Origin of the sequence: Haloferula rosea, assembly GCF_016595525.1 — a bacterium.
Classification (GTDB): Bacteria; Verrucomicrobiota; Verrucomicrobiia; order Verrucomicrobiales; family Akkermansiaceae; genus Haloferula; species Haloferula rosea.
In genome coordinates this window covers 1-26,481 of record NZ_JAENII010000004.1, presented here as the reverse complement: position 1 = coordinate 26,481, position 26,481 = coordinate 1, and the positions used below count along the sequence as shown (strand labels likewise).

General features: G+C 61.5%; 29 protein-coding genes. 11 read left to right on the top strand and 18 right to left on the bottom strand.

Features of this window, described 5'->3' with window-relative positions; genetic code table 11:
* The first annotated feature begins 71 nt into the window (after positions 1 to 71).
* The 3 genes from tilS to JIN81_RS06295 all read left to right on the top strand — a co-directional run bounded on the left by tilS (position 72) and on the right by JIN81_RS06295 (position 3,328).
* Positions 72 to 1,019: a tRNA lysidine(34) synthetase TilS gene (gene tilS, locus JIN81_RS06305; RefSeq protein WP_200277763.1), complete on the top strand. Its 948-nt coding sequence runs from the start codon at positions 72 to 74 to the stop codon at positions 1,017 to 1,019.
* 73 nt (positions 1,020 to 1,092) lie between these two features.
* Entirely contained in the window at positions 1,093 to 1,965 is an 873-nt protein-coding gene (locus tag JIN81_RS06300; RefSeq protein ID WP_234044542.1) for an alpha/beta hydrolase, read from the top strand.
* A 25-nt stretch (positions 1,966 to 1,990) separates the two neighbouring features.
* The gene (locus tag JIN81_RS06295) at positions 1,991 to 3,328 is read left to right on the top strand and encodes a hypothetical protein (RefSeq protein WP_200277761.1); all 1,338 of its coding nucleotides are present in this window, start codon (positions 1,991 to 1,993) and stop codon (positions 3,326 to 3,328) included.
* Between the two features lie 67 nt (positions 3,329 to 3,395).
* Here the strand turns inward: JIN81_RS06295 and argF are convergent, their stop codons facing one another.
* The 9 genes from argF to JIN81_RS06250 all read right to left on the bottom strand — a co-directional run bounded on the left by argF (position 3,396) and on the right by JIN81_RS06250 (position 12,696).
* A complete protein-coding gene (argF, locus tag JIN81_RS06290) occupies positions 3,396 to 4,292 on the bottom strand; it encodes an ornithine carbamoyltransferase (protein WP_200277759.1) in 897 nt (298 codons plus the stop codon).
* Positions 4,293 to 4,375: 83 nt separating this feature from the next.
* A complete protein-coding gene (locus JIN81_RS06285; protein ID WP_200277757.1) occupies positions 4,376 to 4,747 on the bottom strand; it encodes a four helix bundle protein in 372 nt (123 codons plus the stop codon).
* 50 nt (positions 4,748 to 4,797) lie between these two features.
* Positions 4,798 to 6,066 (bottom strand): aspartate aminotransferase family protein, encoded by a 1,269-nt coding sequence (locus tag JIN81_RS06280; protein WP_200277754.1) that lies wholly within the window; start codon positions 6,064 to 6,066, stop codon positions 4,798 to 4,800.
* Positions 6,067 to 6,113: 47 nt separating this feature from the next.
* A complete protein-coding gene (locus JIN81_RS06275; protein WP_200277752.1) occupies positions 6,114 to 7,016 on the bottom strand; it encodes a DMT family transporter in 903 nt (300 codons plus the stop codon).
* A gap of 470 nt (positions 7,017 to 7,486) precedes the next feature.
* Entirely contained in the window at positions 7,487 to 8,485 is a 999-nt protein-coding gene (locus JIN81_RS06270) for a zinc finger-like domain-containing protein (protein WP_200277750.1), read from the bottom strand.
* A 734-nt stretch (positions 8,486 to 9,219) separates the two neighbouring features.
* Complete coding sequence (locus JIN81_RS06265) at positions 9,220 to 9,525, bottom strand: hypothetical protein (protein ID WP_200277748.1); 306 nt, start codon at positions 9,523 to 9,525, stop codon at positions 9,220 to 9,222.
* Positions 9,526 to 10,196: 671 nt separating this feature from the next.
* A complete protein-coding gene (locus JIN81_RS06260; protein ID WP_234044541.1) occupies positions 10,197 to 11,408 on the bottom strand; it encodes a DCC1-like thiol-disulfide oxidoreductase family protein in 1,212 nt (403 codons plus the stop codon).
* A 5-nt stretch (positions 11,409 to 11,413) separates the two neighbouring features.
* A complete protein-coding gene (locus JIN81_RS06255; protein ID WP_200277745.1) occupies positions 11,414 to 11,899 on the bottom strand; it encodes a hypothetical protein in 486 nt (161 codons plus the stop codon).
* Positions 11,896 to 12,696 (bottom strand): sterol desaturase family protein, encoded by an 801-nt coding sequence (locus JIN81_RS06250; RefSeq protein WP_200277744.1) that lies wholly within the window; start codon positions 12,694 to 12,696, stop codon positions 11,896 to 11,898. The genes JIN81_RS06255 and JIN81_RS06250 overlap by 4 nt, the downstream gene beginning before the upstream one ends.
* An 83-nt stretch (positions 12,697 to 12,779) precedes the next feature.
* Here JIN81_RS06250 and JIN81_RS06245 point away from each other — a divergent pair, with 83 nt between their 5' ends.
* The 4 genes from JIN81_RS06245 to JIN81_RS06230 all read left to right on the top strand — a co-directional run bounded on the left by JIN81_RS06245 (position 12,780) and on the right by JIN81_RS06230 (position 15,268).
* Entirely contained in the window at positions 12,780 to 13,664 is an 885-nt protein-coding gene (locus JIN81_RS06245) for a LysR family transcriptional regulator (RefSeq protein WP_200277743.1), read from the top strand.
* 88 nt (positions 13,665 to 13,752) lie between these two features.
* Complete coding sequence (locus JIN81_RS06240; protein ID WP_200277742.1) at positions 13,753 to 14,664, top strand: restriction endonuclease; 912 nt, start codon at positions 13,753 to 13,755, stop codon at positions 14,662 to 14,664.
* 95 nt (positions 14,665 to 14,759) lie between these two features.
* Positions 14,760 to 14,975 carry an addiction module protein gene (locus tag JIN81_RS06235; RefSeq protein ID WP_325100857.1) on the top strand — a complete coding sequence of 72 codons (216 nt, stop codon included), beginning with the start codon at positions 14,760 to 14,762 and terminating at the stop codon, positions 14,973 to 14,975.
* Positions 14,972 to 15,268 (top strand): type II toxin-antitoxin system RelE/ParE family toxin, encoded by a 297-nt coding sequence (locus tag JIN81_RS06230; protein WP_200277741.1) that lies wholly within the window; start codon positions 14,972 to 14,974, stop codon positions 15,266 to 15,268. Before JIN81_RS06235 ends, JIN81_RS06230 begins: the two co-directional genes overlap by 4 nt.
* Positions 15,269 to 15,347: 79 nt before the next feature.
* On the opposite strand, the gene queG is transcribed toward JIN81_RS06230, so the two are convergent.
* The 3 genes from queG to JIN81_RS06215 all read right to left on the bottom strand — a co-directional run bounded on the left by queG (position 15,348) and on the right by JIN81_RS06215 (position 17,510).
* A complete protein-coding gene (gene queG / locus JIN81_RS06225; protein ID WP_325100856.1) occupies positions 15,348 to 16,361 on the bottom strand; it encodes a tRNA epoxyqueuosine(34) reductase QueG in 1,014 nt (337 codons plus the stop codon).
* Between the two features lie 23 nt (positions 16,362 to 16,384).
* Complete coding sequence (locus tag JIN81_RS06220) at positions 16,385 to 16,936, bottom strand: shikimate kinase (protein WP_200277740.1); 552 nt, start codon at positions 16,934 to 16,936, stop codon at positions 16,385 to 16,387.
* 127 nt (positions 16,937 to 17,063) lie between these two features.
* Positions 17,064 to 17,510 (bottom strand): septal ring lytic transglycosylase RlpA family protein, encoded by a 447-nt coding sequence (locus JIN81_RS06215; RefSeq protein WP_200277739.1) that lies wholly within the window; start codon positions 17,508 to 17,510, stop codon positions 17,064 to 17,066.
* 195 nt (positions 17,511 to 17,705) lie between these two features.
* Between JIN81_RS06215 and JIN81_RS06210 the strand changes: the two genes are divergently transcribed.
* Entirely contained in the window at positions 17,706 to 18,380 is a 675-nt protein-coding gene (locus JIN81_RS06210) for a hypothetical protein (RefSeq protein WP_200277737.1), read from the top strand.
* A 25-nt stretch (positions 18,381 to 18,405) separates the two neighbouring features.
* Positions 18,406 to 18,759, top strand: coding sequence for a cupin domain-containing protein (locus JIN81_RS06205; RefSeq protein ID WP_200277736.1), 354 nt, complete (start codon positions 18,406 to 18,408; stop codon positions 18,757 to 18,759).
* 10 nt (positions 18,760 to 18,769) lie between these two features.
* Here the strand turns inward: JIN81_RS06205 and JIN81_RS06200 are convergent, their stop codons facing one another.
* Together JIN81_RS06200 and JIN81_RS06195 are read right to left on the bottom strand one after the other, a co-directional pair.
* Positions 18,770 to 20,371 carry a serine hydrolase gene (locus tag JIN81_RS06200; RefSeq protein WP_200277735.1) on the bottom strand — a complete coding sequence of 534 codons (1,602 nt, stop codon included), beginning with the start codon at positions 20,369 to 20,371 and terminating at the stop codon, positions 18,770 to 18,772.
* A 43-nt stretch (positions 20,372 to 20,414) separates the two neighbouring features.
* Entirely contained in the window at positions 20,415 to 21,299 is an 885-nt protein-coding gene (locus JIN81_RS06195) for an alpha/beta hydrolase (RefSeq protein WP_200277734.1), read from the bottom strand.
* Positions 21,300 to 21,417: 118 nt separating this feature from the next.
* Between JIN81_RS06195 and JIN81_RS06190 the strand changes: the two genes are divergently transcribed.
* Positions 21,418 to 21,921 carry a PH domain-containing protein gene (locus tag JIN81_RS06190; protein ID WP_200277733.1) on the top strand — a complete coding sequence of 168 codons (504 nt, stop codon included), beginning with the start codon at positions 21,418 to 21,420 and terminating at the stop codon, positions 21,919 to 21,921.
* A gap of 32 nt (positions 21,922 to 21,953) precedes the next feature.
* Positions 21,954 to 22,514, top strand: coding sequence for a sugar O-acetyltransferase (locus JIN81_RS19440; protein ID WP_200277732.1), 561 nt, complete (start codon positions 21,954 to 21,956; stop codon positions 22,512 to 22,514).
* A gap of 111 nt (positions 22,515 to 22,625) precedes the next feature.
* Here the strand turns inward: JIN81_RS19440 and JIN81_RS06180 are convergent, their stop codons facing one another.
* The 4 genes from JIN81_RS06180 to JIN81_RS06165 form a co-directional block, all read right to left on the bottom strand.
* Entirely contained in the window at positions 22,626 to 23,348 is a 723-nt protein-coding gene (locus tag JIN81_RS06180) for an AIM24 family protein (RefSeq protein WP_200277731.1), read from the bottom strand.
* Between the two features lie 70 nt (positions 23,349 to 23,418).
* On the bottom strand, positions 23,419 to 24,681 hold the full coding sequence (locus JIN81_RS06175; RefSeq protein ID WP_200277730.1) for an outer membrane protein assembly factor BamB family protein: 1,263 nt from the start codon (positions 24,679 to 24,681) through the stop codon (positions 23,419 to 23,421).
* A 65-nt stretch (positions 24,682 to 24,746) separates the two neighbouring features.
* Entirely contained in the window at positions 24,747 to 25,766 is a 1,020-nt protein-coding gene (locus JIN81_RS06170; RefSeq protein ID WP_200277729.1) for an aldo/keto reductase, read from the bottom strand.
* 123 nt (positions 25,767 to 25,889) lie between these two features.
* Positions 25,890 to 26,333, bottom strand: a complete 444-nt coding sequence (locus JIN81_RS06165) for a ribosomal maturation YjgA family protein (protein ID WP_200277728.1) — start codon at positions 26,331 to 26,333, stop codon at positions 25,890 to 25,892.
* Between the last annotated feature and the right edge of the window lie 148 nt (positions 26,334 to 26,481).

The following is a 26,481-nucleotide window of genomic DNA, read 5'->3' as shown; positions in this document are numbered from 1 at the left end:
AGATTCTGGCTGGCAGGTGGCCAAGGGATTTATGGCTGTATGGAACGGCGTGTCGGAGGCAGGATGGAGCCGTGCTGGACGGGGATTTTGGATGGCTGAAGGAGGCTTCGAAACGCCGCCGCTACCTCGTCGGGGTTTCGGGCGGGGCGGATTCGGTGGCCTTGCTGCATTTGTTGCAGCGCGAGGGTTTCCAGCGCCTCGTCGTGTGTCATCTCAACCATGGCCTGCGGCGCCGGGCGGCGTCGGCGGATGCCCGGTTCGTGGAACGCTTGGCGGAGCGCCTCGGATGTGAGTTCAGGGGGGGGCGGGAGGATGTCGGGCAGTGTGCCGAGATGTGGGGCTGCTCGGTGGAGACGGCGGGACGCAGGGCGCGACATGCGTTTTTCGCGGAATGCGGCCGCAAGACACGGTGCCGGCGGTTGCTTCTGGCCCACCATGCCGACGACCAGGCGGAAACGGTGCTGTGGAATCTACTGAGGGGGAGTCGGGGTGCCAGCGGGATGAAGGTGGAGCAGTCGTTGGCGATGGCCGGGCTGTCGATGCAGATTTCCCGACCCCTGCTCACGGTCAGTCGGGCGCGGCTTCGCTCGTGGCTGGAGTCGCAGAACCTGAGCTGGCGTGAGGATGCCACGAACGCGGAGCCGATGGCGGTGCGCAACCGGCTCCGCAACGAAGCGCTGCCCTTGCTTGAGGAGATCGCCGGGCGCGATGTGCTGAGCTCGCTGCAGAAGGCCGCGGAGTCGGATGCCGAGCTCCGGGAGATCGAAACCTGGGCGGTCGAGCAGGCCGAGGTTCTGGATCCTCAGGGCCGCATCCACATCAGGAAGCTGATGTCTCTGCCACCGGCGCTGAGGTGGAGCTGTGTCTTCGATTTCCTCAGGAACCACGGCGTGCAGGATCTCGGCCGCGGAGTGGTCAGCCGTGTTCTTGAGATGCTGGTAGCCGACGGGTCGGCCTTCCTCAATCTCCCTGGCGGGGGAAGGATGCGGCGCCGGCAGGGGCGGATGTTCATCGAGTGATCGGGCGTGCGCACGAATTTCCGATGGTCGCCCGGGATTCGCCGCGTAGAAGGGGGCGATGAAGCATGTATGGATGGTCTTGTGTCTGGTCGTCGGAGTGGCGGCGGAGGAATGGAAGCCGCTGTGGGAGGGGGATGCCCCCGGAGCGCCAAGGCCGCCGAAAGGCACCGAGACGATTGGTGATGGCTGGCGCTACGGGCATATCGAGCAACCCCAGTTTGTCTTCTATCCGGCTCACGAGGAGAAGCGCACCGGTCAGGGGGTCGTGATCCTGCCGGGCGGCGGCTATACGATTCTCGCGATGGACCACGAGGGCCACGACTACGCCAAGTGGCTCAACGAACGCGGGATCAGCGCGATGGTGGTGAAATACCGGGTCAGCGGTGATGCCAAGCACGGCTATCAGTATCCGGTGCCGTATCTGGATGCCCGACGCGCGATCCGCACGATGAGGGCGCATGCCGGGGAGTGGGGGATCGACCCAAAAAAGGTGGGCGTGATGGGTTCATCGGCGGGCGGCCACCTCGCCAGCCTATGTGCGACCCAGTTCAAACGGAGTTTCGAAGCTGAGACGGACGACGAGATCGACCAGCAGGACTGCCGTCCGGATTTCGCCATCCTCATCTATCCGGTCATCACGATGGGCCCCGTTGCGCATGGTGGATCGAGAAATCGCCTTCTTGGGAAGAACCCGGAGGCTGCAATGCTGGAGGCACTTTCAAGCGAGAAGCAGGTGACGAACGAGACGCCGCCGTGTTTCCTGCTGACCACGTCGGATGACGGCGTGGACTGCCGCAACAGCCTACTCTTCGCCGCGGCCTGCCGTGAGCACAAGGTGCCGGTCACCCTGCACCTCTTCGAGTCCGGTGGCCACGGCTACGGACTGAAGGGCAAGGGAACCGTCAAGGGCTGGCCAGCGTTGCTGGATGCGTGGTTGAAGCGGTAGGGCAAGTTTGAGACGATGTCGTATCATGGCCGCATATTTGAAAGGTCTCGGATTGCTCTTGATGGGGGGAGTGATTGGCTTTGCTGTCCGATCGGTCGTTCCGAATGAAGCTACGAAGCGGCAGCTGGTGACTGAGACTCCCTCTTCGTCTACAGGGAGCAAACGTTCGTCTTCCGAGCGTCTGGAGAACGACATGCTTGCGTTCGTATTGCGAGGTCGGAAAGTGAGAGAACTGGATGTCGATGAAGTGATCGACCTCCTGAATCAGCAGAGGGAGATCGCGGGATCAGAGGAAAGTGATCCCCTTGAAGCTACGGCCGCGAGCTTCCGAGTTCATCTTTTAGCCACGAGCCTCGAGCAGCACCAGTTGGAACCTGTGCTGGATGCGGTCCACAAACTAACCAGCGAGGGCTATCATCATCAGTTCGGTCACGACAGCCTTGAGTATTCATTGCTGCAGCGAATGATTGAACTAGATGGTGTCCGCGCGAGGCAATGGGCTATCGAGCACGCTCGCAAACCGCTGTATGCCGAGATCCTTGGTGATGTGGACGCAGAAGAGGCGATTACCTTCATGTCGTCAGAGGACGCTGGAGAAAATGGGTGGGGTCGTGCTTCGGTGCTTGCTGGCATCCGTGCTGCAGAAAGGGGAGTAGGAGAGTTCCTGAAGGTGGAACCACTGATTCGAGACAGCGATATATCCGATGTACTGAGGGCCCTGCCTGCTTCAAGGTGCCAAGAATTTGCTGAGCTCTTTATCGAAAGAAGGGATACAACCAAGGGTGACTCGTCGAATCTCATCGACGTTATGAGGCGGTGGGCAATCGTTGATCATCTCGCAGCCACGACGTGGTTCTGGTCTCAACCTTCGCTTGAAAATGATGAGCAGATCATTCTTGGCATGTTGAGCAACTTGCTCGCCAATGCTTCGGCTGCTGGGCTGGAATTTGCCGAGCGAACTTTCTCGAAAAACGAAAGCAAGGCGCGGCGCTGGTTCATCATGATGGTGAACTCCGGGAGGAGCCACGAGACATGGCCGGAACTCTCAAAGAGGTTGCCAGCTGGCAAAGAACCAAGTGCTGAGAGTTTTTCCGAGCACTATCGTTTTGGTCGGGCTCCGGAGGTTGGCGTGATGCTAGCCACAGCGAACTGCCTTCAGGTTGCTGAAGAAAAAGAAGCCTATGTGCTTGGTGTTTTGAACAACGTTCGTGGCAGCTTGAAGTGGTTGGAGGGCGTGCGTCCTGAGGAAATCGCAACGATTGTCGAAGGGATCGAACAGTTGAAGCTTTCAGACGACGTCCATGGCAGGGTCATGGAGCAGTTCGATCTCCTCCTCGCCCCGAGCGGAGCAGCGGGCGATTGAGTTTGGCGGCCGGAGCAGGATGCTCCGGCAACGGACTGGAGCAGGATGCTCCAGCCACATGGCTGACTTATCTTGCGATGGCGGCGAGGACGGCCTTCTGGGCGTGGAGGCGGTTCTCGGCTTCCTGGAAAATGGTGTCGGCGTGGAGCTCGAGCACTTCCTCGGTGATCTCCTTGCCGCGGTAGGCGGGCAGGCAGTGAAGTACGATGTGCTCCGTAGCTGCATCTTTCAGCAGGCCGGCATTCACCTGGAAGGGTCCGAAGGCGGCTTCCTTCTCGGCCTGGCCTTCCTGGCCCATGGAGAGCCAGACGTCGGTATTGATCACGTGGGCACCAGCAACCGCCGCTGCCGGATCGGAAGTCACGGTGACACCGGGGCAGTCGAGTTTCTCAAGGAATCCGGCGGGAGGGGCGTAGGCATCCGGGCAGGCGACGGCGAATTCGAAGCCGAGGCGTTTCGCCGCCCACATCCATGAGATGGTCATGTTCGAGTAGCCGTCGCCGACGAAGGCGATCTTCTTGCCCTCCCAGGTGCCGAGCTTTTCCTGGACGGTGAGCAGGTCGGCGAGGATCTGGCACGGGTGCTCGTCGTCGGTCAGGGCGTTGATCGTCGGGATGCCCGAGTAGTTGGAGAAATCCACCACGTCCTGTTGGTCGAACGTCCGGATGATGCAGCCGTGGACCATCCGGCCGAGCACGCGCGCGGTGTCCTTGATCGGCTCGCCCCGGCCAAGCTGGATGTCGTTCTTCGAAAGGAACATGGGGGCGCCGCCGAGCTCGCGGATGCCGACTTCAAAGGAAACCCGGGTCCGGGTGGAGGCCTTGGTGAAGATGAGGGCCCAGGTTTGGCCGGCAAGCGGTTGCACCTGCGGTTTGCCCCGGTTGGCCTTCAGTTCAGCGGCGGAAGCGAGCAGCGCCTGGATTTCCCCAGCGCTGAGTTCTTCGATGGAAAGGAGGTGATTCATGATCGTGTCGGTAAGGCCGGTTCAGGGGCCAGGGTTTGAGGGGTCAGGGGCCAAGCGAAGTGGCGGTCCCGGGTGCAAGGTGTTCAGCTTGTTATCTTTCGTTCGAGAGCTTCGATGAGGCCATTGAGCATGCGGCCAATCTCTGCTGATTTCTCAAGCAGCGAATCGTGGACGGAGTCCGGAATGTAGTCGTAGCGGCAGGCGAGGGTGAGTTGCGTTTCCAATTCGTTGAGCGAGCCTTTGGCGATGCCTAGGAAATGGATGTAATCACCAGTGGTTCGTCGACCATTTCCCTCCGCGATATTGGAAGGCACGGAGGTAGCCGAACGGTTGATCTGGGAGGTGAGGGCGAACATCTCCGCTTTTGGGAAACAGATGGCGATGGGATGCACTTCGACGGCGAAGTCCATGGCCTTCTGCCAAACCTTCAGTTCGCGGTAGTGTTTTACGATCATCTCAGTTCATCAGGTTGGTGGTTGGGTTGCCTCGCTTGATCCCTGACCCCTCAACCCCTGACCCCTCCTGCCGGATTAGCCGGTGAGCTCAGACACTGATCCAGGGAAGTCCTCACCAGTTCGAGCGCTTGCGCGACTTCGGTTTCGGTGACGTTGAGGGGAGGTAGAAGACGCAGGGTGTGCGGCCCGGCGGGTGGGGCGAGCAGTCCTGCCTCGAGGAGGAGGGCGGAGAGATGAATGGATGGCAGTTTGCCTTCCGGAATGTTCATCTTCGAGACATCGAGTCCGATGCCGATCAGCAGGCCGAGCCCGCGGACTTCGGTGACGAGCGGATGGTCCCAGGCGGCGATGGTGTCGCGGATCTGCCGCGCGCGTTCGGTGACGTTCTGTTGGATCCCATCGCTGAGCACTTCCTTCAGCACGGCGAGGGAAGCGGCGCAGGCAAGCGGGCTGCCACCATAGGTGGTGCCATGGGAACCCGGACCCATCAGTGATGACAGTGCGGTCTTCCCGCCGTCGACGGTCCGGTCGGACAACCAGAACGAACCGATGGGGAATCCACCCCCCATGCCTTTCGCCCAGGAAATGCCGTCGGGCTCGACTTCGGGCGCAATCTCCCGCCAGGCCATGGTGTCGCCGCAACGCCCGAAGCCAACCTGGACCTCATCGAGGAGCAGGAGGAGGTCGTGCTTTTCACACAAGGCTTTGGCACCCCGCAGGAATTCCGGTGTGGCTGGAATCACGCCGCCCTCGCCCTGCACGGGCTCGAGCAGGATGGCGACGGTTTCCGGGGCGATCGCGGCTTCGAGTGCCGCGAGGTCGTTGAAGGGGAGATGCCGGAACCCGGTGGGCAGTGGTTCGAAACCTTCCTTCACCTTGTCCTGTCCGGTCGCGCTGATGCCACCAAGTGTCCGGCCGTGGAAGGACTGGGAAAAACTAAGGATCTCGTACCTTGGCGATCCGTTCGGCTGGGGCCGGGCATGACCGAAACGCCGGGCGGACTTGATCAGTCCGTCATTCGATTCGGCCCCGGAGTTCGAGAAGAACACTTTGCCGGGAATCCGGACGTGGTCCTCGACGATGACCCGGGCGAGATCCTCCTGCTGCGGGATGCCGTAGAGATTGCAGCAATGGATCAGGGTGGCGGCCTGCCGGGTGATGGCGTCGACCAGGCATTTCGGGGAATGACCGAGGGTGTTCACGGCGATGCCGGAACAGAAATCGAGGTATTCCTTTCCGCCGTCATCCCACACGCGGGTGCCCTCGCCGCGGACAAGCGTGACGGGAAAACGGGCGTAGGTAGCAAGGATATGACTCATGGTTTCGTGGGGCGTTGGTGCCGCTTCGCGGAATGGAAGTGGCGGGTTTATGCTGATTGGCGGTTGGATGCAAGCCGGGTCGATGTCTTCGGCCGCCGCACCACCTGCCAGGTGGCCAGCAGGGTGAGCACGGCTCCGGCGATGCCGACGGAGGTGAAGGTTTCGTTGAAAAGGAGATAGCCTCCTGTTGCGGTCAGCAGGGGCAGAAGCATCTGCATCGATGACCCGCGGGCAACCGAAAGGGTCCGGTAGCTGTAGGTCATGGCGAGCTGCGCGATGGCGACGATGATCGCCGCGCCGATCATCAGGCCGATGACGCCGGGGGAGAGCGTCATCGTGGGAGCGGCTGCCGGCCACAGGGCGAAGGCGAAGCTGGCCAGGCATTGGGAGGCATAGATGGAGGACGTATGTTCCCGGTCGCGCAGCAGGCGGATCAGGGTGACCACGCCACCCGCTGCCACTGCGCCGGCAAGAGCCAGCAGGTCGTAGCCCCCGATGCCGCCATCGAAGTCCGAACCAAGGAAGATCACGAGTCCGACGAAGCCCGCAATCATCCACAACCACGACCGGAGCGTCAGATGTTCCTTCAGCCACCACGCGGCGAAGAGCGATCCGAACATCGGGTAGCTCAGGTTGATGATCACGGCCCTTCCGGCACCGAGATGAACCACGGTGATGTAGAAGGCGAGGATGCCGAAACCGCCCAGCAGTCCGCGGAAGGCAAGCAGCGGCCGGGTGAAGAGGTGGGAGAGCTCAAGCCCCCGGCCCCAGCCAAACATGGCGATGACCACCACCATGCCCACCGCCCCGCGGAAGAGCGAGGCAACCCAACCGTCGGCCGCGGGCACGTGCATGTGAATGCCGCGGATGAGCAGGGCATTGACTGCGAACAGCAGTACGGAGCCCAGCATCAGGCCGATGCTGCGGGATTCGGAGGGTGGTGCGGTCATGATGGGAAACGCGCCTGATCAAGAACTCCGGAAACAAAAAAACCGGCGAACCTGAGGTAGCGCCGGAGTGGAGTTGGAGAGAAGTTGATTGATCCATCACACACCACCACCGGCCGCCTGCCAAATGGCAAGCGCGCGAAGTCGGAGGCTGTGGCGTTTGATGTTCAAGAGGCCGGGTTGGTAACAGGCAGTCCGGCAATGGGAAGCAAAATGTGGATGGGGTCCGTTCTCGAGAATGTTGGGGGTCGCTGGGTAGTGGCTCGGATGGGCCCCGTGGAGCGTGATTGTCGGGCACAACGGGTCTCCAATCCTCAGCCCAAGGTATTGCCTTCGGAATCGTGCTGTGTTGGGAGGACGGTGAAAGGAAGAAGCGCCGGGAAAAGCTCCCACCCGGATGCCCGATCGTGATGATGCGAATCAGGGGGACGGCCACGAGCAACGCACTGCCATTGGACCCGCCCAACCAACCGCTAGCTTAACAAGTCGAGCAGGATGGCAAGTGGAACAGTCAGGCCCAGAAATGCGGCGGCAAGAGCCACCAGAAGGGCGACGAGGCTGGCCAGTGATCCACGGAACAACCCGAGACGCAGGGTGGGGACCAGCCGTTCCATGTTCGCCGCACCGGAGACTCGTTGGTAGAACGCGTCGCGCATCACGAGGACGATGAGGGCCAGAAGGAAGACGACCCACGTTGCAAGTATGTGCTCTCCACTCGCCGAATGCCATGCACGAACCCTCGCTTGATGGATGTTTGGCCAGGCGAACCAATGAAGCATCGGGTTACGGCCGGCAACGATCGTGTGGATCAACGAAAGGCAGGGCACGGCGAGCAAGAGGATACCGGCCCGGAAGGCAGCCGCTTCAAGATACAGGAAGCGTCGGATCAGGAGGGACTGCCCTTGGAGCAACTCTGCATTCACATCGCCATCGTCGAGACCCTCGGCCTCGTGGAAGGCGGTCCACGCGTCATCGAAGCGGCGTTCGGTGTAAAGTTCCCGCGCTCGCGTCAGAGCTGTGCCGGCGTCATCACGCATCGGGTTTCGAGTCGGGTAGACTTCGCCGGTGTCGCGATTGAAGACGAATTGGTAGGATCGATCTGCAACCTTGTAGGTGACTTCGACCAAGCGGTGGCAGATGAGGCTGCAGCGGTGGCGTTTGATTCGTCCCTTACATGCGCCAATGGATTCTTCCAACTTCTTGCCCACCCAGTGTCCAAGCTCACCTGTCAGGTCGTCGATCGCTGCCAATGCGGCGGTGTCCTCCAACTTGAGTAATTCGCGGCCCTGATCGGCTCTTTCGCGGTGGTCAAGAAACAGTCTTTTGATGGAAGGTGAGGAGCAGCACACGTCCTTGAAATCCTCAACCGTGACTTCACGGATCAGTTCGAGGTAGTGCAGCAGGCGTCCACTTCCCTTGCAGCTACTACAGGTGATCTTGCCCTTTCCGGAGCAAGGTTTGCAGACGATCACGCCACTGCCTGCACAAGGTGGGCATGATTGCCTGCCGTTACCCCCGCAGCGCCGGCATGTCACCTTACCGTAGCGGCAGGACTTGCAGTTGTAGCGTACTGTGACCGAGGTGGGACATGGTGTTTCGATGATCCCATAGGGCCCTTGCGTGCGATAGGTTCCCAAGCCCCCACATTTTGGGCAGATTTTATCCTTCGTGTATTCGCCCCTGCCGCCGCAGTCGCCACATGTTGTTTTTCCATGACCACGGCAAGCGCTGCATGTGCCTTGTCCTTTTCCCCCACATGAACCACACCTCTCCTTGCCCTTCCCGTCGCAGCTGCCGCACCTTGATTCACCGGCTCCATCGCACGGCGCACAACCTTTCATTGCCCGTGAGCCGGGGACCTCCATGGATCCACGTTCCTTCTTCCAGGGGAGTACGGGTGGTAGCGTGAGTTCCCAGAGGTCGACCTCCTTGGGATCTCGGACGCTTGTCTCAAGCGGCGGCGGGCCCTTGCCGGGGACGATCCTTGGGTGAATCGTCCGGTTCTCATGTTGGATCCCCTGCGAGAGTTCAAAGAAACCCCATTCGGAGACTTCCACAATTTCCGCCATGGAACCGAGCTCTTCAAAGCGACCCGATCCGCGACCGGAACTCCAGGTATTCATGACCCCGGCGATCTCCGAGCGAGTCCCTTCGTCGAGCTTCCAGCTCTTGCGAAGGCTTGCATTACGCGTCTGATTGAGGTCGCTCATGAATCCTCAACTTCACATTCAACGGTCCACTCATTTGGATTTCGGAACCAGGCGTAGAAGACGAGCAGTGCTGCCATTGCCGCGGCCAGCAGTTGAATCAGCCATGCCCCACCAGTTGCGGTCTCGATCAGGAACTCCGTCCATCCTTCGGAAGTCGAACCTGATTCCGCCACCCGATCGAGGACATCGGGATCACGCATGCTGATCAACGAATCCACTTCGTAGCGACGGTGAAATGCCCACCCCGAAAGCACGTACAATAGCGAATAGGGAACGAGAACGATGAGTAGCGGGATTTTCATGGCTTTGCTCATCCAGCGTTCGGTCTGCCTTTTGCGTCGCTTTGGCATAGGATGAAATGCGGCATTTCAGGGGATCTGGTGGTGTTACTGCATTCAGTCTGCCAAGACGGATAGAAAAACTGCGCAGATATGAGTGCCGCACCTAGCAGGCTGAACCAATCTCCGGACATTGACGATGCGCGGTGCTGCAACTGGTCAGGTATGCCGGGCAACCTGGGGAAATGAAGCTGATATTGGTCGTCATCAAGCGTGTTCTTGAATGTGACTTGATCCAGGTCGTTGATGCCACTTCGCGAGAGCGGGAGCGATCCGTGGTTGGCGCTGCTTCGAGAGAACTCGATCGCAGTCACTGCTCGACCGGCCAGACTGTCCGCCCCCCGGATGACTACCACCATTCCCCCCGGCCTCGCTTCCCGGCCCCATACCATCATGCTGATCTCACTCGCCTCCAATCCTCCCATCACGCCTGCCAGGCACCCAACAGAATGGACGGAAGCTGAAAGTTTCATCCGGGACGTCTAATCCTCTCACTGGATATGGAAAGCATGATTTCCCCAAATGATCTGCCCTTGGATCAACTCCGTTTGGGTCGGCGGTGCTAGCCCGACGAGCTGTTGAAGGAGTTGATCCAGGAGACCGAGGGCCGTTGCATGCAATTGTCCCGATGCGAATCAGAGCAGTCGGCGCTTCAAGGCGTCGGACGGCAGGGCACAGGCGTTGCCTTTGCCAAACCATCCATAGCGGCGTCTCGCGATGAAGTTGTAGGCGGCATCCCGCATTGGACGGGGCAGCAGCCGGCCGGCGATGGCCATGGCGCGCCAGTGACCACCGAGGGTATCGAGAATGGCGAGGACGGCGTTGGAACGTTCGAGGACCTGATCGCCGGTATCGATGAGCATGCTTTCCAAGGCGGGCCCGTGGTCATCGGCGATGCCGCAGGCTCGCTCCATCTGCTGACCCCGTTCGCTTTGCAGCGGGGTGAAGCGCAGTTGATCGGCGCGGTCCTCATCGGCGAGGAAACGGATCGTGCCGGAGCACATCATGCATTCGCCATCGAAGGCAATCACGCGCGGTGAGGTGGCTCTGCTGGGAAGCCAATCGGGATCGAAGGTGAAGAGGTGGATCATGAGCATGCCCAGGCTGAGGTCGGCGAAATCGACGACGCCAAGAATGCCGATGTGCATGAGCACCATGGATAGCCAGATCCACGGGCGGCTTCGCGACCAGAGGGCGAGCGGGAGGAACAGAAGCTCGGCGGCAAGGGTGCCCCAGGTCATGAGCGAGAGGATGCCATCGGGCAGGGTGAGCATGAGCTCACGGATCCACCCGGGACGCGACAGCGGGTTCTCCAACAAGTGCTGCATGGCCGAGCCATCGACCCAACTCGGTGAATTCAGTTTGGTGAATCCGCTGAAGCTGTAGCCGGCGGCCATCAGGATCCAGCCGGTTCGGAAGACCCACTTCGGCATGGCCCAGGCGGTGTTTCTTTCTCCCCGGCTCCATGGTTCGCCGGAGGGAATGAGCAGGCTGAGGATGAGCAGGAGCCCGACGTAGGGGATGGACGGGTTGCTGATCAAGTTGTTCCGGTGGAACAAGGCGGTGAAGCCGAACCAGATCAGGATGGCGGCGGGCTTTCGCCACAAGCCGGTGGTGAAGAGGACGGAAAGCAGGGCCAGAACTACGAGGAATGCCGTAATCATGCCGTCGGACAGCGGCAGGTCGAGCGGGTTGGGGAAGATGCCGTGGGCGGGATTCAGCGCCGGATCGGGCATCAGGCCGTACGCTCCGAACAACTCACCCGACCAGGGGATGAGCTGTATGAAATGCACGGTCAGATAGCTCCCGAAGAGGATTCGGAAGAATGTGAACTGCCAGGGAGACATGGTTTTCATCGGATCTCGGTCAGTTCGCCGTGCGTGTTGCAGCTCCACGGTCCGTGGGGCTCGTCGGGGCGGGGCGTGATGATGACCCTGAGGTCGGTCAGATCCGCGGGAATGTCCAGTTCGCGTCTCAGGTCGGAGTCCGGGCAGAGGGCACTTGAGATCAAGGATGCACGGAGATCGTCGGGCAGGCGTGGAGCGAAGGCGAGGGTCGCGCCGTGGACGTTGCGGCGGTTGTAGGGGCCTTTGATCCGGGCGTAGCGCTCGGGATCGAGCGGACAGGTCCACCGGGTGCCATCGGGTCGCACGCCTTCCAGATGGAAGCTCGCGGCGAAGGCCTCATAGCCGTCGGCCTCACAGAAAACCTTCGGGAAGGGGGCGACGCCGCTGGCCAGGCCGATGCCGCGGAGGATGCGGGAGCCGGTGAGGTATCCGAGCATCTGGGTGGAGCCGATCCCCAGCACGGCGATAGCGAGGAGGTTCGATGGGTTCATGGATTCGAGGGGCGGATGTCTTTCGATTTGAAGCAGGCCCAGCGTTTGCGGCAGCCGAAGCAGGTCGGCGGGAGGGCGTCGGTCTGGTGCACATCCCGGAAGGCGAGCATCTCGCCGAAACGCTGCTCCCGCTCGGGATCGAAACCGCAGCGCGGCGGCGACTTCTTCGGGTTCTTCAGGGTGCCGAACATCCAGTCCCAGAGGGGCAGGTCGGCGTAGTTCTGGCTGTGGTGCTGGAACTGGTGGTGCACGCGGTGGCTTTCCGGCCGCTGGATCAGCCAGCCGATCCAGCGGGGTGTGTGGAGGTTCCAGTGATAGAAGTATTCCGCCACGGCGGTGAAGGCGGTGTAGATGGCAGCGGCCTCGATCGAGAGTCCGAGCAGGGTGTAGACGATGAGGGCACTCAGGACCGAGTTGATGAGGATCTCGACCGGGTGCTTGTAGAAGCTGGCGAGGACTTCGATGCGTTGGGGCGAGTGATGGAGCTGGTGGCAGAGCCGCCAGAAGAAGGTCGATTCGTGGCGCAGGCGGTGCCAGAAGTAGTAGATGAAGGTGGAAACGAAGTAGGCGATTCCAGCCGCTGCCCATGGCCCCATTGATTCGCTGAGTTTGAAAAGGGACACCGAGGCGAGCCAGCGGTCCCAGGTCAGTCCGGCGGCGATGACGATGCCGATCTGCGCCAGATTGACGAGCACGATGCGCAGCCACCAGAGCCGGACCGTCGGGAGTTGTTGGCCGGGCCAGAGGCGTTCAATGACGACCATGAGGCCGGCGATGAGGATGAGTAGCCAGAGCATGGATCACACCATGCCGCGAAAGCTGGCCCGAGCGTGAGTTGATTATCTTCTTGGAAACATCGACAAAAACGATAAATAGCGGAATGCCCCAGCAGCTTCCGAACCTCCACCACCTCGAGCTTTTTTATCATGTGGCCCGGGCGGGTGGCATCACGGCTGCCGTGCGATCCATGCCCTATGGCATCCAGCAGCCGGCGGTGAGTGGCCAGATTTCACAACTCGAGAGCGAGCTGGGTGTGCGTCTCTTCCAGCGTCGGCCATTCAAGCTGACACCGGCCGGGCGTGACCTATACGAGTTCGCGGCGCCCTTCTTCGGGGGACTGTTAGAGGTGGCTGAGCGAGTGACCGGCACGGCAAGCAAGCATCTCCGCATGGCAGGTCCGACGACGGTGATCCGTGAGTATTTGCCGGATGTGCTCGAGTCGGTGCGCAGGATGCAGCCGGAGTTGGAGTTGAGTCTCCGCGACGTGGCGCAGAAGGAAGCGCTCGAACTGCTGGAGCGTGAGGAGGTGGATCTGGTCGTCTCGGAGATGGATGGTAGTCCGCCGAGTGGCACGCGCAGCGAGGTGTTCCTTTCGCTCCCGCTAGTGCTGCTGCTCCCTCCCGGGATGAAGTTGCCGCGGTCCGGGCTCAAGGCGCTGTGTGGGAAGTTTCCGCTCATCCGCCCTTCGAATGACTCCGCGCTGTCGCGTCTCTTTGCCAAGGGGTTGACCCGGAAGAAGCTGAACTGGCCGGCGAGCATCGAGCTGGGCTCCATCGACTTGATCAATGCCTACGTGGGCCGTGGTTTCGGTGTCGGGGTGGGCGCCCACATCCCCGGGATGAAGATCCCGAAGGGAGTCACCGAGATGCCGCTCAAGGGCTTTCCTGAATTGAAGGTGGCGGGAGTCTGGCGTGGCAAGCCGGGTGTGCTGGCGACGGCGGTGCTGGATGGCCTGAGGAAGCAGGCGGCGAAGATGAAGGCTTGAGGGTAGGCGACACCTTCATACTTGTGGATGAACGATGTTACCTCCAGCTTGCACGAGCATCTAGCAGCCAACCAATTGAACGAAGCCAATGCCCATTCCTGATTTTCAAACGATCATGCGTCCCTTGCTAGCTGCGCATGAAGACGGTAACGAACATATCAACCGGGATCTGGTTGGTAAGTTGGCTGACCAGTTCAACCTGACTGAGGAAGAGCGACGAGAGATGCTTCCTAGTGGCGGAGCTCGATTGTTTGATAATCGAGTAGCGTGGGCGAAAACTCACATTTCACAGGCAGGTCTGCTAGATTCCCCTCGTCGCGCTGTTTCCGTAATTACTGAGCGTGGCAGGCATGTGCTCCAAGAGTATCCTGAGCGAGTCGACCTGAGAGTGCTTGGAACGTTTGAAGACTACCGGGAATTCAGAAACCGCAAGAGAACGAGGGATGATGCGAGCGAGGGCGATGACGATGCACCGGAGAGCCAGACTCCTGAGGAATCTTTGGAGAATGCATACCTGAAGGTGCGTCAGCAGATCGAGTCGGAGTTGCTGAGCCTGATCATGGATAACCCGCCAGATTTCCTCGAACGAGTCGTTGTGGATCTGGTCGTAAGGATGGGGTATGGCGGTAGCCGGAAGGATGCAGGGGAAGCCCTTGGCCGTTCAGGCGATGAAGGTATCGATGGTATCATCAAAGAAGATCCGTTGGGTCTGGATATCATCTATCTTCAGGCGAAGCGCTGGGAGGGAACTGTCGGGCGTCCAGAGATCCAGAAATTTGCCGGGGCGCTTCAAGGTCAACGTGCTCGGAAGGGAATCTTCATTACGACATCCGGATTTTCTGCTGAAGCGCTCAGCTACGTTTCGATGATCGATTCCAAGATCATCCTGATTGATGGAGCCCGCCTCGCGAAACTGATGTTCGATCACGGCATTGGTGTATCGAGTGCTTCGACATACGATGTGAAGAAAATCGACTCCGACTATTTTGCCGAATCTTGAGGGAAAGGGGCTGCCTCGGTTTGATGCGCGGCTGGCGCCACGCGGTCCGGATGAGGTGCTTGAGGTCTGAGGTTTCCGATGATAGCTTCGCGGACGTGAGTGTGGAAGAAGAGGTGATGCGGCTGCCCAAGGTTGAGAAGCTGAGGTTGATGGAGGCACTGTGGTCGGATCTCACCTCGATCGGCGACGGATTTGAATCGCCATCTTGGCACGAGGCTGCGCTCCACGAGACCGAGGGACGGTACAAATCTGGAGAAGAGCAGCGAGTCGATTGGGCGGAGGCGAAGCGTCGTCTGAGGAGTCATTCATGAGGATCAGCCTTCTTGAGTCGGCAATGCTCGACCTTCAAGCCGGGAGAGATTTCTACGAGAGCCAGGAGCCTGGTGTCGGCGACTACTTTCAAGACTGCCTCTTTTCAGATATCGACTCGCTCGTTCTTTACGCCGGAATTCATCGGGAGGTGTTCGGCTTTCACCGATTGCTCTCAAAGCGTTTTCCTTACGCGATCTACTACCGCATGGACGAGGACATGGCGGTCGTTTACCGGGTGCTCGACTGCCGTAGGGACCCTTCCCTTCAGCAGGAGTCTCTGGAAGACGATTAGATCTCTTGGAGGAAGAAGCAGGCGAGACTGCCTCGGTTTGGTGCGCGGCCGGTGCCACGCGGTCCGGGGTGAGGCGTGGTCAATGAGATGCCCGTTTCTTGATCTCCCCGATGGCCCAGGTGGCGTGCTCGGCGACGAGGGGGTCTTCATGCTGGGCGGCCCGTTCGAGGGCGGGGAGGTCGTCGACGGTGCCGGTGTTGCCGAGGACGACGCAGACGTTTCGCTGGAAGCGGGGGAGCTTGATGCGCTTGATCGGGTTCTTGCGGAAGACGGTGCGGAATTCCTCGACGGTTAGATCGAGGAAGTCGCGGGTCGACTTGTCGAAAATCTCTTCGCGGGCGTGGAAGCGGGACTCTCGGGAGAGTTTGGCAAAGCGGTTCCACGGGCAGACTTCGAGGCATTCGTCGCATCCGTAGAGCCGGTTGCCGATGGCCTTGCGGAACTCCATCGGGATGGCTCCCTTGTGCTCGATGGTCAGGTAGGAGATGCAGCGGCGGGCATCCACGCGGTGCGGTTCGGTGATGGCATCGGTGGGGCAGGCATCGATGCAGCGGGTACACTTTCCGCAGTGGTCTCCGAAGGGTTCGTCGGCGGGCAGGTCGAGCGTGGTCAGGAGTTCGGCGAGGAAGAACCAGGTGCCGAGGTGGCGGTGGATCTGCACGGTGGACTTGCCGTTCCAGCCGAGGCCGGCGTCGCTGGCGAAGTCGCGTTCGAGGACGGGGCCGGTGTCGACGTAGTAGCGTTGGGTGCCGCCGAGTTCGACCATGGCGGCATTCATCTGCTTGAGCTTCTTCTCGACGAGGTCGTGGTAGTCCTCGTTCCACGAGTAGCGTGCGATGCGCCAGCCGGTGTCCGGATTCGGGCCGGGGTAGTAGTTGATGGCGAGTGAAACGACCGAGCGGCAGCCGGGGAGGACCTCGCGGGGATCACAGCGGCGTTCCGGGGTGCGCTCGAGCCAGCCCATCTCGCCGTGGCAGCCGTCATCGATCCACGCCTGGAAGGAGTCGGCGTGGGTGGCGGTGCCTGCTGCGGCGATGCGGCAGTCGTCGAAGCCGAGCTCGGCGGCGAGCTGTTTGATGGATTCGGCGGACACGGGGTCGGTCGGTATCGCTGTCGTCAGGCGCCGCTGGAGAAGTGGTAGCGGGCGCTTTCGAGAATCCCGCAGGCGATTTCCTCGGCGTCGAGGTCCCCGGAATCCAGGGTGAGATCCGAGCAGTCGGAGTAGAGCGGTTCGCGCTCGGTCAGCATGGTTTCGATGACCTGTTTCGGGTTCTCGGTCTTGAGCAAGGGGCGGTCGTGGTTGCGCGCGGTGCGTTTGTAGATCTCGTCGGCGGAGACCTGCAGCCAGACGACGTAGCCGAGTTGTTTGATCAGCCTTCGGTTCACCTTGCGGGTGACGATGCCACCGCCGGTGGAAATGATGCGCCTCGGGGCATCGGGAGCGGACAGCTCCTGCAGCACGGCGGCTTCGAGTTGGCGGAAGTAGTCTTCGCCGCGCTTGGCGAAGATGTCGTTGATCGGCATGGAGGCCTTGGCCTCGATCAGCTCGTCGGTATCCACGACCGGGTAGCCAAGCAGCTTGCCGAGATGTCGGCCGATGGTTGACTTCCCGCAGCCCATGAAGCCGATCAGGATGATGTTCTTTGGTAGGGTTTCGCCCAAGCTCATGGGACTAGGTTAGTCCGGCGCAGTGGAAGTTCGATGCAAAAGGACCTGCGAGCCCCACTTGATGTCCGTACATGAAAACGGCTGCCCCTCGTGGGAAGGGCAGCCGTGAAGGATTTGAGCGGGTTGCTCAGGAAACTTCCTCTTCGTCCTCGCTGTTCTTCTCGAGCACTTCCACTTTCACGCGAACGATGCCGCGCTTGTAGAAGTCGAGGCGCTTGGCGACGCCTTCGGTCACATCGATGATGCGTCCGTGGATGTAGGGGCCGCGATCGTTGATGCGGACCACTTCGGACTTGCCGTTGTTGAGGTTGGTCACGCGCACCTTGGTGCCCATGGGCAGCGTCTTGTGGGCTGCGGTGGGCGCGTGGTTGCAGAGTGTCTCGCCGCTGGCGGTGTGGGTGCCGCCATTGCAGCGGATGCCGTACCACGATGCCTTGCCGTGGTGGATGGAGCGGATGTTCCACTCGCTCTTCTCGGCGGTCTTCTTGTCGGTGTTGTTACCGAAAGAGGCGCAAGAGCTCAGTGAGAGGGCAATGACGAAGGCCAGAAGTTGAGGAATGGTGGTCCGTTTCATGGGTCGATCGTGGTGGTGCCACCCGATTCCGAGCGGCGGGGGCCCCTACGACAGTGGTTGGAGAGATGCAAGCAAAATCAGGAGGATTTTTTGAAAGAATGAGGCGGCCATGCGTGATGCTTCGGAAAACTTTAGTTAGGATTCATTAAGTTTTTGGGTGGTCATGAACCCGCATTCTTTGCTAGTCGACTAGGGATGGTGGCTGACTGGATTCCTTCTAGCTGTGACCGCTTTACGGCGGCCGATTTCAGTTTTCTCTCCCAGCAACTGGCCCCCGGCGAAGCGCATCGCCATCTATGGACGCTATGGGAAGATCCCCAGGCGCTGCGGGAGCTTCTCGATCTGAAACCCGTGTTGCGTGGGTTGTTGGATTCGACCGGGGCGATCTCGGTATCGCCGGCCTTCTACTTTTATGTGCTGGTGCGTCATTCGTTTCTCGAAGCGGGGATCGAGGATGCGGGTCTGGCGGATTTCGTGGCAGGCGTGATGACCGAGCGGGTGAGTGCGGTGAAGGGGGATGCTCTAACAGGAGTGCCATCCGGACTGACGCATGCGGCCGACTTCGTCGCGATCCTCGAGAATGCGACGGGCCGTCTTCGCTTCCACCTGCAGATCGCGGCGGGCAACCAGTTCCTGGTGCTGACCGGGTTGTTTCCCGGATTTCTCCAGCGGAGGTGCGAGCGTGGCGGGGCGCCGGGGATCGAGTTCTACGAGCAGTTTGCGAGTCGGGTGTACAAGGATGCGTCGGAGAACACGGCCGCTCCCCGTGGGGTGCCACGCAAGTTGTTCGGCGAACTTTCCGAATGCCTGCCGCAAGCGAGGCAGTCGCTGAACCGTCTGGCGGAGGAGTTTGTTTTTCTTGGCGACTGAGTGATGGAGGTTCAGGGATGGGCCCATGGAAATACGTGCGCTCTCTGATCAGCAGCCTTTCACCACCAAGGATGGCTCGACCATCCGCAGCATTCTGGATCTGGCCAATGCGCCGGTGGAGAAGCAGAGCCTCGCCGAGGCGACGATCCCTGCGGGCGGAGCGACCGAACGTCACTGGCACAAGGACAGTGAGGAGTTCTACTTCATCCTCGAGGGTTGTGGGTCGATGGAGATCGACGGTGAGGCGCGCGATGTCGGCGTGGGCGACGCCATCCTGATCCCGGCGGGAGCGTGGCATCAGATCACCGCGGTGGATTCACTTCGTTTCCTTTGCTGCTGTGCGCCGCCCTACCGCCACGAAGACACCTACTTCGAGTAGCCGCCGGGCCTCACTGTTTGGTGGCCTCGTGCTTGCCGTTCTGGTGCAGGATGAGTCCACGGACCTCCTCGTTCGCGTCGCGCTTGAACTCGAGAGCGGCTTCGGTGACGAGGTATTGGAATCGGTCTTGCTCGGTCATGAAGACCGGAAAGGCGGGTTGGTTGGTGAGTTGGGCGAAGAGGGTGTCGCCTCTTGCGGTGATCTTGAGCACGCCGCCGAATCCGAGTTTGTAGTTCCCTTCGTAGGCGGCGAGTTGTGCGGCCTTTGGGAAAAGAATCGACGGCGGTGTCTCGGCCGTGCGCTTGGCCTCGATCTCGCGGCCGTTCTGAAACAGGGTCAGGCCGATGGGTTTCTCGTTCCCGGGGTTGAACTGTAGTTCGGCATCCACGCCACGGTAGCGAAAGCGTGTGGGGGTGAGGGGATCGAGGGCGATGAAGGGCTGGCCGGTCAACTGCGCCATGAGGAGTTCGTCCCGGCGAATGACGGTGAACTTCGAAGCGGGGCCGATCTGATAGATTCCGACGAGTCGGTCGAGGGCGGCCTTGTCGACTTTGATGGTGTCGACCGCTTCCTGTTCGGAACGATGGTCCGCCGCGTTGAGGAGGGCGGCGGGTGCGCTGTCGCTGTGGTTGATGAGGATGGCGTGGACGAGCTTGTCTTCTGGCAGGATCTGGAGATGGCTGCGGTAGCCGCCGGTGCCACCGGAGTGCGAGAACTCGGGCTTCCCGTGCAGTTGGCGAACCATGATGCCCAGGCCGACGGGGCCTCCCAGTCCGTGGGCCCGGCTGTGGATGGTGGTGACCTCGCGGATGGCCTTGGCGAAGGGGGTCTGATCGGGATGGATGAAGGCTTCTCCGAAGCGGAGCAGGTCGGACGCGGTGGAGTAGAGCGCCCCGGCGCCGGCGAGCGCACTGAATCTCCAACGGTGGCCGGCTTCCGATCCGGAGCGGGGCGGCATCAAGCGGCCCAGTTGCTCGGCGGAGGGGTGCTGGGTGGTGTCGGTAAGTCCAAGCGGGCCTGCGATCTTCTCCTGCACCAGCTCGTTCCATGTCTTCCCGTATGCACGGGAAAGGAGGTCGCCGAGAAGTCCGAACCCGAGATTGGAATAGGAGGCGTCGTAGGGTGGCTCACCTTCGAGCGATGCCGTCTTCAGCCAGGCGTCCAGCTTCTGGCGGTCGTAGTCGGCGTAGGGATCGTCGAGGACATCGAAGGGATACCGGGTCGGAAGTCGGGGCAGGCCGCTGGTATGGGTGGCGAGCTGGAGCAGGGTGATGCGGCCGACCGCGGGGTCAGTGAATGAGATGTCTGTTAGGTCGCTGAGGGTATTCTGGTAGCTGAGCTGTTTTTCTTCGACGGCGATGGCCAGCAGGAGACCGGTGAATACCTTGCTGATCGAGCCGATCTCGAACAGGGCCCGCTGGGGATCGCCTTCTTCTCCGGGCGCTTCGCCGTGGAGGGTGAAGCGTCGGGATCCGGCACGGCTTTCGCCATGGACGATGCATGCACCGGGGATGGCCTTGGCGGCCTGCGCGGCCGCGGCATCGATCCCGGATTCCGCCGCGGGGCAGAGGGGCGAGAGCGCGAAGAGAAGGAGGAGTGGAATGCGGGTCATGGTGGGTGGGTCGGGCCGGGCAAGGGGTTCCCGCACCGTGGCGCTACTTGGATGGGGGGCCGTTGCGCAGTTTGCGCCGCGGTGGTGCGGGCTCCACCGGCAGGCCGAGGAACCGGGCGGCGGCCTCGGTGGTGGCATCGCCGGGTCGGCCGAAGTCGCGGTTGATGGTCATGTGCGTCTTGCCCCAGACGGGAACGACTTCAGCAGTGCCTCCCTTGCTCTCCAGTGCTCTGGCCAGGCCTTCGGACTGAAGTTTGGAGTCGATCCGGTTCTTGACGTGAAGGATGAGAAAAGGCGGAGGCTTGCGGTCGACCTTGAGGGTGGGGGAGGCGTCGCGCTGCACGGCGGGATCGAGCGTAAATGCCTCTGCATACATGCCCTCGACGCGGGCGAGCGGTGTGCCGGTGCGCATCTGGCGGGGGACGTCGTAGCCTGCGCCATCGATGAGGATGGCGCCCTGGATTGCGGAGGGTTTCGCCCCGGCTTCCCGCAGGCGTTTCTGATCCACTGCCGCGAGCGCGGCGAGGTGAGCTCCGGCCGAGTGGCCGAGCAGGTAGATGCGTCGAGGATCTCCTCCGTGCCTGGCGATGTGTTGCTGGATCCAGGCAATGGCGGAGCAGACGTCCTCGATGTGGGCCGGGTGCCTGACCGCGGGGGAGAGGCGGTAGTTCACGGAGGCGACGATGTAGCCGTGCTCGTTGAACCAGCGGGTTTTCGGCTGCACGAACGAGTGGTTCTTCTTGTCTCCGATCGCCCAGCCGCCGCCATGGATGGCGATGACGACCGGATGGGGCGCTTCTCCCTTGTCCGGCAGGTAGAGATCGAGCTTTTGCAAAGGGGTGGCATCCTTCAGGTAGGGGATATCCTTCAGCTCCGCGGGCTGCGCGGCGATCAGGAGGAGGGGGAGTAGCAGGAGAATCGCTTTCATGAGGGATGGAACCCGTCGGGTGGTGGATGGTTGCGACGGCCCGCGAGGCTCACGAGCATTCCACATCCGGATGATTTCTACACTGGCAGGATGGATCACGCATCCTCAAGCTTCATGCATGAGTGAAAATGTGCTGTGGAAGGGGCGTCCGTCGCAACTGCTGAACCTCGGAACCTACCTTGTCGGGACCCTGTTGATCGTCGGCATCGGCATCGGCGGGACCTTCTTCCCGCCGGCCTGGTTCGCAGGGATCATCCCGCTGGTCTGGATGCTCTGGAAATTCCTCACCGTGCGATGCCGCGTGTATGAACTCACCAACGAGCGCCTTCGCCTCTACACCGGTGTGCTGAACCAGAAGATCGACGAGCTCGAGCTTTACCGGGTCAAGGACACGACCATGGACAAGCCGTTCATGCTGCGGATTTTCGGCCTGGCCACCGTGCATCTCGACACCTCCGACCGCTCGCACCCGAAGGTCGAGCTTCACGCCATCTCCAACGCCGTGGAGCTTCGCGAAACGCTGCGCGAACAAGTCGAGCGCCTGCGCGATCTGAAGCGGGTCCGCGAAGTGGACTTCGAGGAAGGTGGCGAAATGGAGGGTGACGATTTCCACAGCGATTGATCCCTCATCGAGGATCACCGAGCGGGAAAAAAATGATGCTGGCGGGTGAGGAATACCACCCGCGAGATCCTGAGCTGATCGCCCTGTACTGGCGGGCCGCCGAGACTCTTGAGCGATTCAATGGCTCAGCGGGCTCGAAGGACCGCATGGAGATCCTTCGCAGCCTCATGGCAGGCATCGCTGAAGATGCCTGGATCGAGCCGCCGTTCTCCTGCGAGTATGGCAGGCATTTCACCATCGGGGAGAGAAGTTATCTCAATGTGGACTGTTTCATTCAGGACTGCGCCGAGGTTCGCATCGGGTCGGATGTCCTGATCGGCCCGGGCGTCCGCCTGTGCACGGCGAGCCACCCACTTGACCCCGGACAACGTGTCGTTCCCTCGACGGGTCCGGACCATGCTCCATACCGCACATTCGCCTCGCCCATCACCGTCGGGGATCGGGTATGGATCGGGGCCTCGGTCACTGTGCTGGGCGGAGTCACCCTCGGTGAGGGTAGCGTGATCGGAGCGGGAAGTGTGGTCACTCGTGATATCCCTCCCGGGATGCTCGCGACCGGGGTGCCGGCGCGGGTCACGCGCGCGGTGACATGACACCGCACCGCGTCGTCCTTGCGCGGTGCTGGCGTCTCACGATGGCGGAGATGGATTGTGTGAATCACATTTCCAAGGCTGCCGATCCGGCTCCACCGGCGGCCTGTGCCTTCAACCCTGTGGCTGGAAGGCGACTTCCTCGTAGGGCTGGATGACGACGAAGCCTTCGCCCTGGAAGCACATCTGGAAGGACTCGCCGGAGGCACGGCCGATGAAGGTCCGGAGCGAAATGTCCTTCTTGAGTTCGGGCATCAGGTTGCCGCTCCAGGCGACGGTGGCATTCGGATCGGTGAAGACGGGCTTGCCAGGTTCCACCTTGAGGGTCACCGGTTCGTAGTGGGTGGTCAGGGCGACCATGCCGCTGCCGCTGAGGTGCACGTTGAACAAACCACCGCTGACCATGGCGGCGACCCGCTTCATCATGCTGATTTTGTGGGTGAGCGTCGGCTCGAAGGCCAGCACGTCGTTGCCGTTGATGAAGATGCTCTCGTTCTGGAGGTTGATGATGCTGACCTTCTTGCCGGCGTCCGCGAGGTAGAGTTTCCCCTGGCCGTCGGCGTAGGTGATGCTCATGCCTTCACCGGAAATGGCCTTCTTGAGCAGGTTGCCCATGCCCTGATCCATCATCTTCTCGCGGGTGAACTTGATCTGCCCGTGGTAGGCGACCATCGACCCCATCTTGGTATTGATGCGGCCGTTGAGGTTTACTTCGAGCAGTCGCTCGGTCTCCTTTTCGAACAAACCATGGCCCTTGTCCTGTTGGGCGGTCGATTGGACGAATTCAGCCAGCGTGTAGCTTGGCGAGGCGGCGGGGATGGGTGGTGGATTGCTCATGGTTCCCGGGAGTCTGGAGAGATTCGACGATGGATCTAGTAGGAAAGTCGTGCCTGTTTGGAATCGCCAGTCACTCGAAGCACCAGAGGTGGTCGTGACTGCGGACCAGAAGCCGGGACCCGACGGCGATCGGAGTGGCAACGAGGGTCTCGCCCAGCTTGTTCTCGGCCAGGTCGGTGAGTCCGTCGTCGGTGAGGGTGCCGCTGAAGAGCGACCCGTCGGAGCGCGCGGCAAACAGCTTGTCCCCGGCAATCAAGGGGGAGGAGTAGTAAATCGCGGCTCCCTTCGGGAACTTCGTCTGCCACTCGACTTTTCCTGATTTGGGGTCGATGCAGCTGACCATGCCGCGGTCCTTGCCCTTGTCGTTGAGCACGTAGAATTTGCCATCCTTGGCAGCGGGAGTGCAGGAGTCCGCACCGATGCCCTTGTGCGTCCACAGCCGGTGGGTCGCGGTTGTGTCACCTTTTCCGCCCAGCTTCACGCCGGCGATGAAGTCCCCGCGCCCGAACGGCACCAGTGCGATGCCGTCGGACTCGACGGCGGAGGCGATGACCCGCCAGTTGCTTTTCTGACCGGGATTGAAATCCCCGTGTTTCCAGAGTTCCTCGCCGGTGGTGGCGTCGTGACCGCTGAGGTGGTCGCACCCCCAGGTGACGATGGTTTCCCTGCCGTCGATCTCGGTCACGAACGGGGTGGTGTAGGCATCCTGGGCTTCGGCCGGAGCCGGGTAGTCACGCGCCGTTTTCCAGACCTCCTTGCCGCTCTTCTTGTCGAATGCCAGCAGGAAGGACGGGTGCTTGTTGTGAAGCAGGGCGACGACGACATGGCCGCCGGCGAAGATCGGTGAGGTGCCGAGGTCCCACTTCAGGCCATCCGCCGAGTAGCTCTCGTGCAGGTTTTTCTGCCACACCTCCTTGCCGTCCTTCGTCAGCGCGGCAAGGGTTCCCGACTTGAAGTAAACGAAGATGTGCTCGCCGTCCGTGATGGCCGAAGGATTGCACCCGCTCCCCGCATTCCGGTGGCGGATTCCGGCCGCCTTGCCCAGCGTGGTCCGCCACTGTTCCTTGCCCTTGAGGTCGAAGGCGATGACCCCGTCCTTGCCGTCGATGTCGCAGGTCAGGACGATCCGGCCATCGGAGACGATGGGGGTGGAGCATCCGCGACCGGGAAGCGGTGCCTTCCACGCCAGGTTCTCGTCGGGCGATTGGGAACTCGGCGGAGTGGCCTGCGGGGCGATGCCGGTGCCTTCGCTGCCACGCCAGTTTTCCCAGTCGGCAGCATGAAGAGCCGAGGCGGTAAGGAGACTTCCAAGGAGAATGGCGGAGCGGATCATTTCGTGGATACGGGGCAGGGGGCTTCGGGTTTTCGGAAAGTGTGCTCGCCGGGGGGGTGAGGGGGTCACCCCATCGGGTAGAGGATCTCACGGCTGACCTCATCGATGGCGTCCAGCGTTTCCTGGCTCAGCTTCAGCCCGGCGGCGGCGAGGATGGGGTCGAGTTGATCTTCCTTGCTCACTCCGACGATGGTGCTGGCCACGAAGTCGTGCTGCTTGCTCCACGCCACGGCGAGTGTGACCGGGTCGATGCCTGCCTCGGCCGCGATGCCCATGAAGCGCTCGGTGGATTCCACGCTGCGCGGATTGACGAAGCGGTTGGCCATCGCCTTCTGGCGGGGGCCGCCGTTCTCGATGTAGTCGCTGAACCTCGCCCCCTCCGGAGTGGCTCCACCATTGTACTTACCACTCAGGACTCCTCCCGCGATCGGGCTGTAGGGGAGCAGGCTGACCTGTTCCCGACGACAGATGTCAGCCAGCTCGTCTTCGAATCGGCGGTTGTTGAGCGAGAAATTGTTCTGGATGGTGTCGTAGCGGGTCAGGCCCTCGCGGTCCGCCGTCCACAGCCCCTTCATCAGGCCGTAGGCGTTGTCGTTGCTCGTGCCGATCGCGCGGATCTTTCCTTCCCTCACCAGTTCATCGAGTGCCTCGAGCGTGTCTTCCGCACGCATCCCATGGTCGGGCCAATGAATCTGATAGAGGTCGATGTAGTCGGTCTGGAGTCGGCGCAGGCTGCCTTCCACGGCGACGCGGATGTGGCGGCGGTCGAGTGCCGCCTTGCCATTGCGGATCGGTGGGTTGAACCAGCCGTGAGCGGCTCCCGCGATTTTGCTGGCGATGATCACGCCGTCGCGCGGCTTCGTCTTCAACCAACGGCCGACGATGGCCTCGGTGTCGCCGGCGAGCTCGGCGCTGGGCGGCACCGGATAGATCTCCGCGGTATCGAAGAAGTCGACCCCGGCATCGAGGGCCCTGTCCATCACCCGGAAGCCCGTGGCTTCGTCCGCCTGAAGCCCGAAGGTCATGGTGCCCATGCAGATTTCACTCACCACCAGGCCACTGGTTCCAAGACGTCGCTGTTCCATGGCCACGACCCTGCCGCAGGACTCCCCGGGTGCAAGCCCTGAGGCTGGCTGTCGTCGCGTGACCGAGGGTCGGGTCATCCCATCAGTCGGGGGTGGCTAGCAGGCCTCGATCGCTCCGCTGGGTCAGTTCTCAGCGCTGACCGCTTGTGAAGCCGTCTCGCCCCCGGAGGCAGTGGGCCCGCCCTCGCTGGTCATCGCCCGGTCGAGCCCTGCGGCCGCGGCGATGCCGACCGCATACCGGACCAGGTCGATCCACAGGAATCCGTGACCCAGGACCAGAGCTCCGAGCCAGTGCGCGCGGGCCTCGATCATCACCGGATGCTGGATGAGCTGACTGAATTCAATGCCGAAGGCGAATGCCGTGGCGGACGCCGCGAGCAGCGGGATCGTCAGACGGGGGAAGAGGAAAGCCAGCCCCCAATAGACCATGGCCGCCCAGAGTGCATCACCCGCGTGGGCTTCCACGAACCCCGGAAGCCCCGGAACCATCCGACTGGCCAGGCCCAAGCCGATCAGCGCAACCACCATGAGGCCGCAGCGGATCCGGGAACGTGGGCGTGATCTCATCGAAAATCGAATTTTGGTTGGGTTCAGGGACTGAGGGGTCAGGGACTGAGGGGTCAGGGGCCAAGCGATGCCAGCGAGTAGGAAGCCAAAACCGGACCGCGTGACGCTGTCGCGCATCCCCAAAAGCAAGCGGAGCCTCTCCCCACTT

Excerpts from the sequence above, each read along its gene's own strand:
- JIN81_RS06300 (WP_234044542.1), top strand. The coding sequence starts at position 1,093 with ATGGTCTTGTGTCTGGTCGTCGGAGTGGCGGCGGAGGAATGGAAGCCG.
- JIN81_RS06295 (WP_200277761.1), top strand. The coding sequence starts at position 1,991 with ATGGCCGCATATTTGAAAGGTCTCGGATTGCTCTTGATGGGGGGAGTG.
- argF (WP_200277759.1), bottom strand. The coding sequence starts at position 4,292 with ATGAATCACCTCCTTTCCATCGAAGAACTCAGCGCTGGGGAAATCCAG.
- JIN81_RS06285 (WP_200277757.1), bottom strand. The coding sequence starts at position 4,747 with ATGATCGTAAAACACTACCGCGAACTGAAGGTTTGGCAGAAGGCCATG.
- JIN81_RS06280 (WP_200277754.1), bottom strand. The coding sequence starts at position 6,066 with ATGAGTCATATCCTTGCTACCTACGCCCGTTTTCCCGTCACGCTTGTC.
- JIN81_RS06275 (WP_200277752.1), bottom strand. The coding sequence starts at position 7,016 with ATGACCGCACCACCCTCCGAATCCCGCAGCATCGGCCTGATGCTGGGC.
- JIN81_RS06265 (WP_200277748.1), bottom strand. The coding sequence starts at position 9,525 with ATGAAAATCCCGCTACTCATCGTTCTCGTTCCCTATTCGCTATTGTAC.
- JIN81_RS06260 (WP_234044541.1), bottom strand. The coding sequence starts at position 11,408 with ATGTCTCCCTGGCAGTTCACATTCTTCCGAATCCTCTTCGGGAGCTAT.
- JIN81_RS06255 (WP_200277745.1), bottom strand. The coding sequence starts at position 11,899 with ATGAACCCATCGAACCTCCTCGCTATCGCCGTGCTGGGGATCGGCTCC.
- JIN81_RS06250 (WP_200277744.1), bottom strand. The coding sequence starts at position 12,696 with ATGCTCTGGCTACTCATCCTCATCGCCGGCCTCATGGTCGTCATTGAA.
- JIN81_RS06245 (WP_200277743.1), top strand. The coding sequence starts at position 12,780 with ATGCCCCAGCAGCTTCCGAACCTCCACCACCTCGAGCTTTTTTATCAT.
- JIN81_RS06240 (WP_200277742.1), top strand. The coding sequence starts at position 13,753 with ATGCCCATTCCTGATTTTCAAACGATCATGCGTCCCTTGCTAGCTGCG.
- JIN81_RS06230 (WP_200277741.1), top strand. The coding sequence starts at position 14,972 with ATGAGGATCAGCCTTCTTGAGTCGGCAATGCTCGACCTTCAAGCCGGG.
- JIN81_RS06220 (WP_200277740.1), bottom strand. The coding sequence starts at position 16,936 with ATGAGCTTGGGCGAAACCCTACCAAAGAACATCATCCTGATCGGCTTC.
- JIN81_RS06215 (WP_200277739.1), bottom strand. The coding sequence starts at position 17,510 with ATGAAACGGACCACCATTCCTCAACTTCTGGCCTTCGTCATTGCCCTC.
- JIN81_RS06210 (WP_200277737.1), top strand. The coding sequence starts at position 17,706 with ATGGTGGCTGACTGGATTCCTTCTAGCTGTGACCGCTTTACGGCGGCC.
- JIN81_RS06205 (WP_200277736.1), top strand. The coding sequence starts at position 18,406 with ATGGAAATACGTGCGCTCTCTGATCAGCAGCCTTTCACCACCAAGGAT.
- JIN81_RS06200 (WP_200277735.1), bottom strand. The coding sequence starts at position 20,371 with ATGACCCGCATTCCACTCCTCCTTCTCTTCGCGCTCTCGCCCCTCTGC.
- JIN81_RS06195 (WP_200277734.1), bottom strand. The coding sequence starts at position 21,299 with ATGAAAGCGATTCTCCTGCTACTCCCCCTCCTCCTGATCGCCGCGCAG.
- JIN81_RS06190 (WP_200277733.1), top strand. The coding sequence starts at position 21,418 with ATGAGTGAAAATGTGCTGTGGAAGGGGCGTCCGTCGCAACTGCTGAAC.
- JIN81_RS19440 (WP_200277732.1), top strand. The coding sequence starts at position 21,954 with ATGATGCTGGCGGGTGAGGAATACCACCCGCGAGATCCTGAGCTGATC.
- JIN81_RS06180 (WP_200277731.1), bottom strand. The coding sequence starts at position 23,348 with ATGAGCAATCCACCACCCATCCCCGCCGCCTCGCCAAGCTACACGCTG.
- JIN81_RS06175 (WP_200277730.1), bottom strand. The coding sequence starts at position 24,681 with ATGATCCGCTCCGCCATTCTCCTTGGAAGTCTCCTTACCGCCTCGGCT.
- JIN81_RS06170 (WP_200277729.1), bottom strand. The coding sequence starts at position 25,766 with ATGGAACAGCGACGTCTTGGAACCAGTGGCCTGGTGGTGAGTGAAATC.
- JIN81_RS06165 (WP_200277728.1), bottom strand. The coding sequence starts at position 26,333 with ATGAGATCACGCCCACGTTCCCGGATCCGCTGCGGCCTCATGGTGGTT.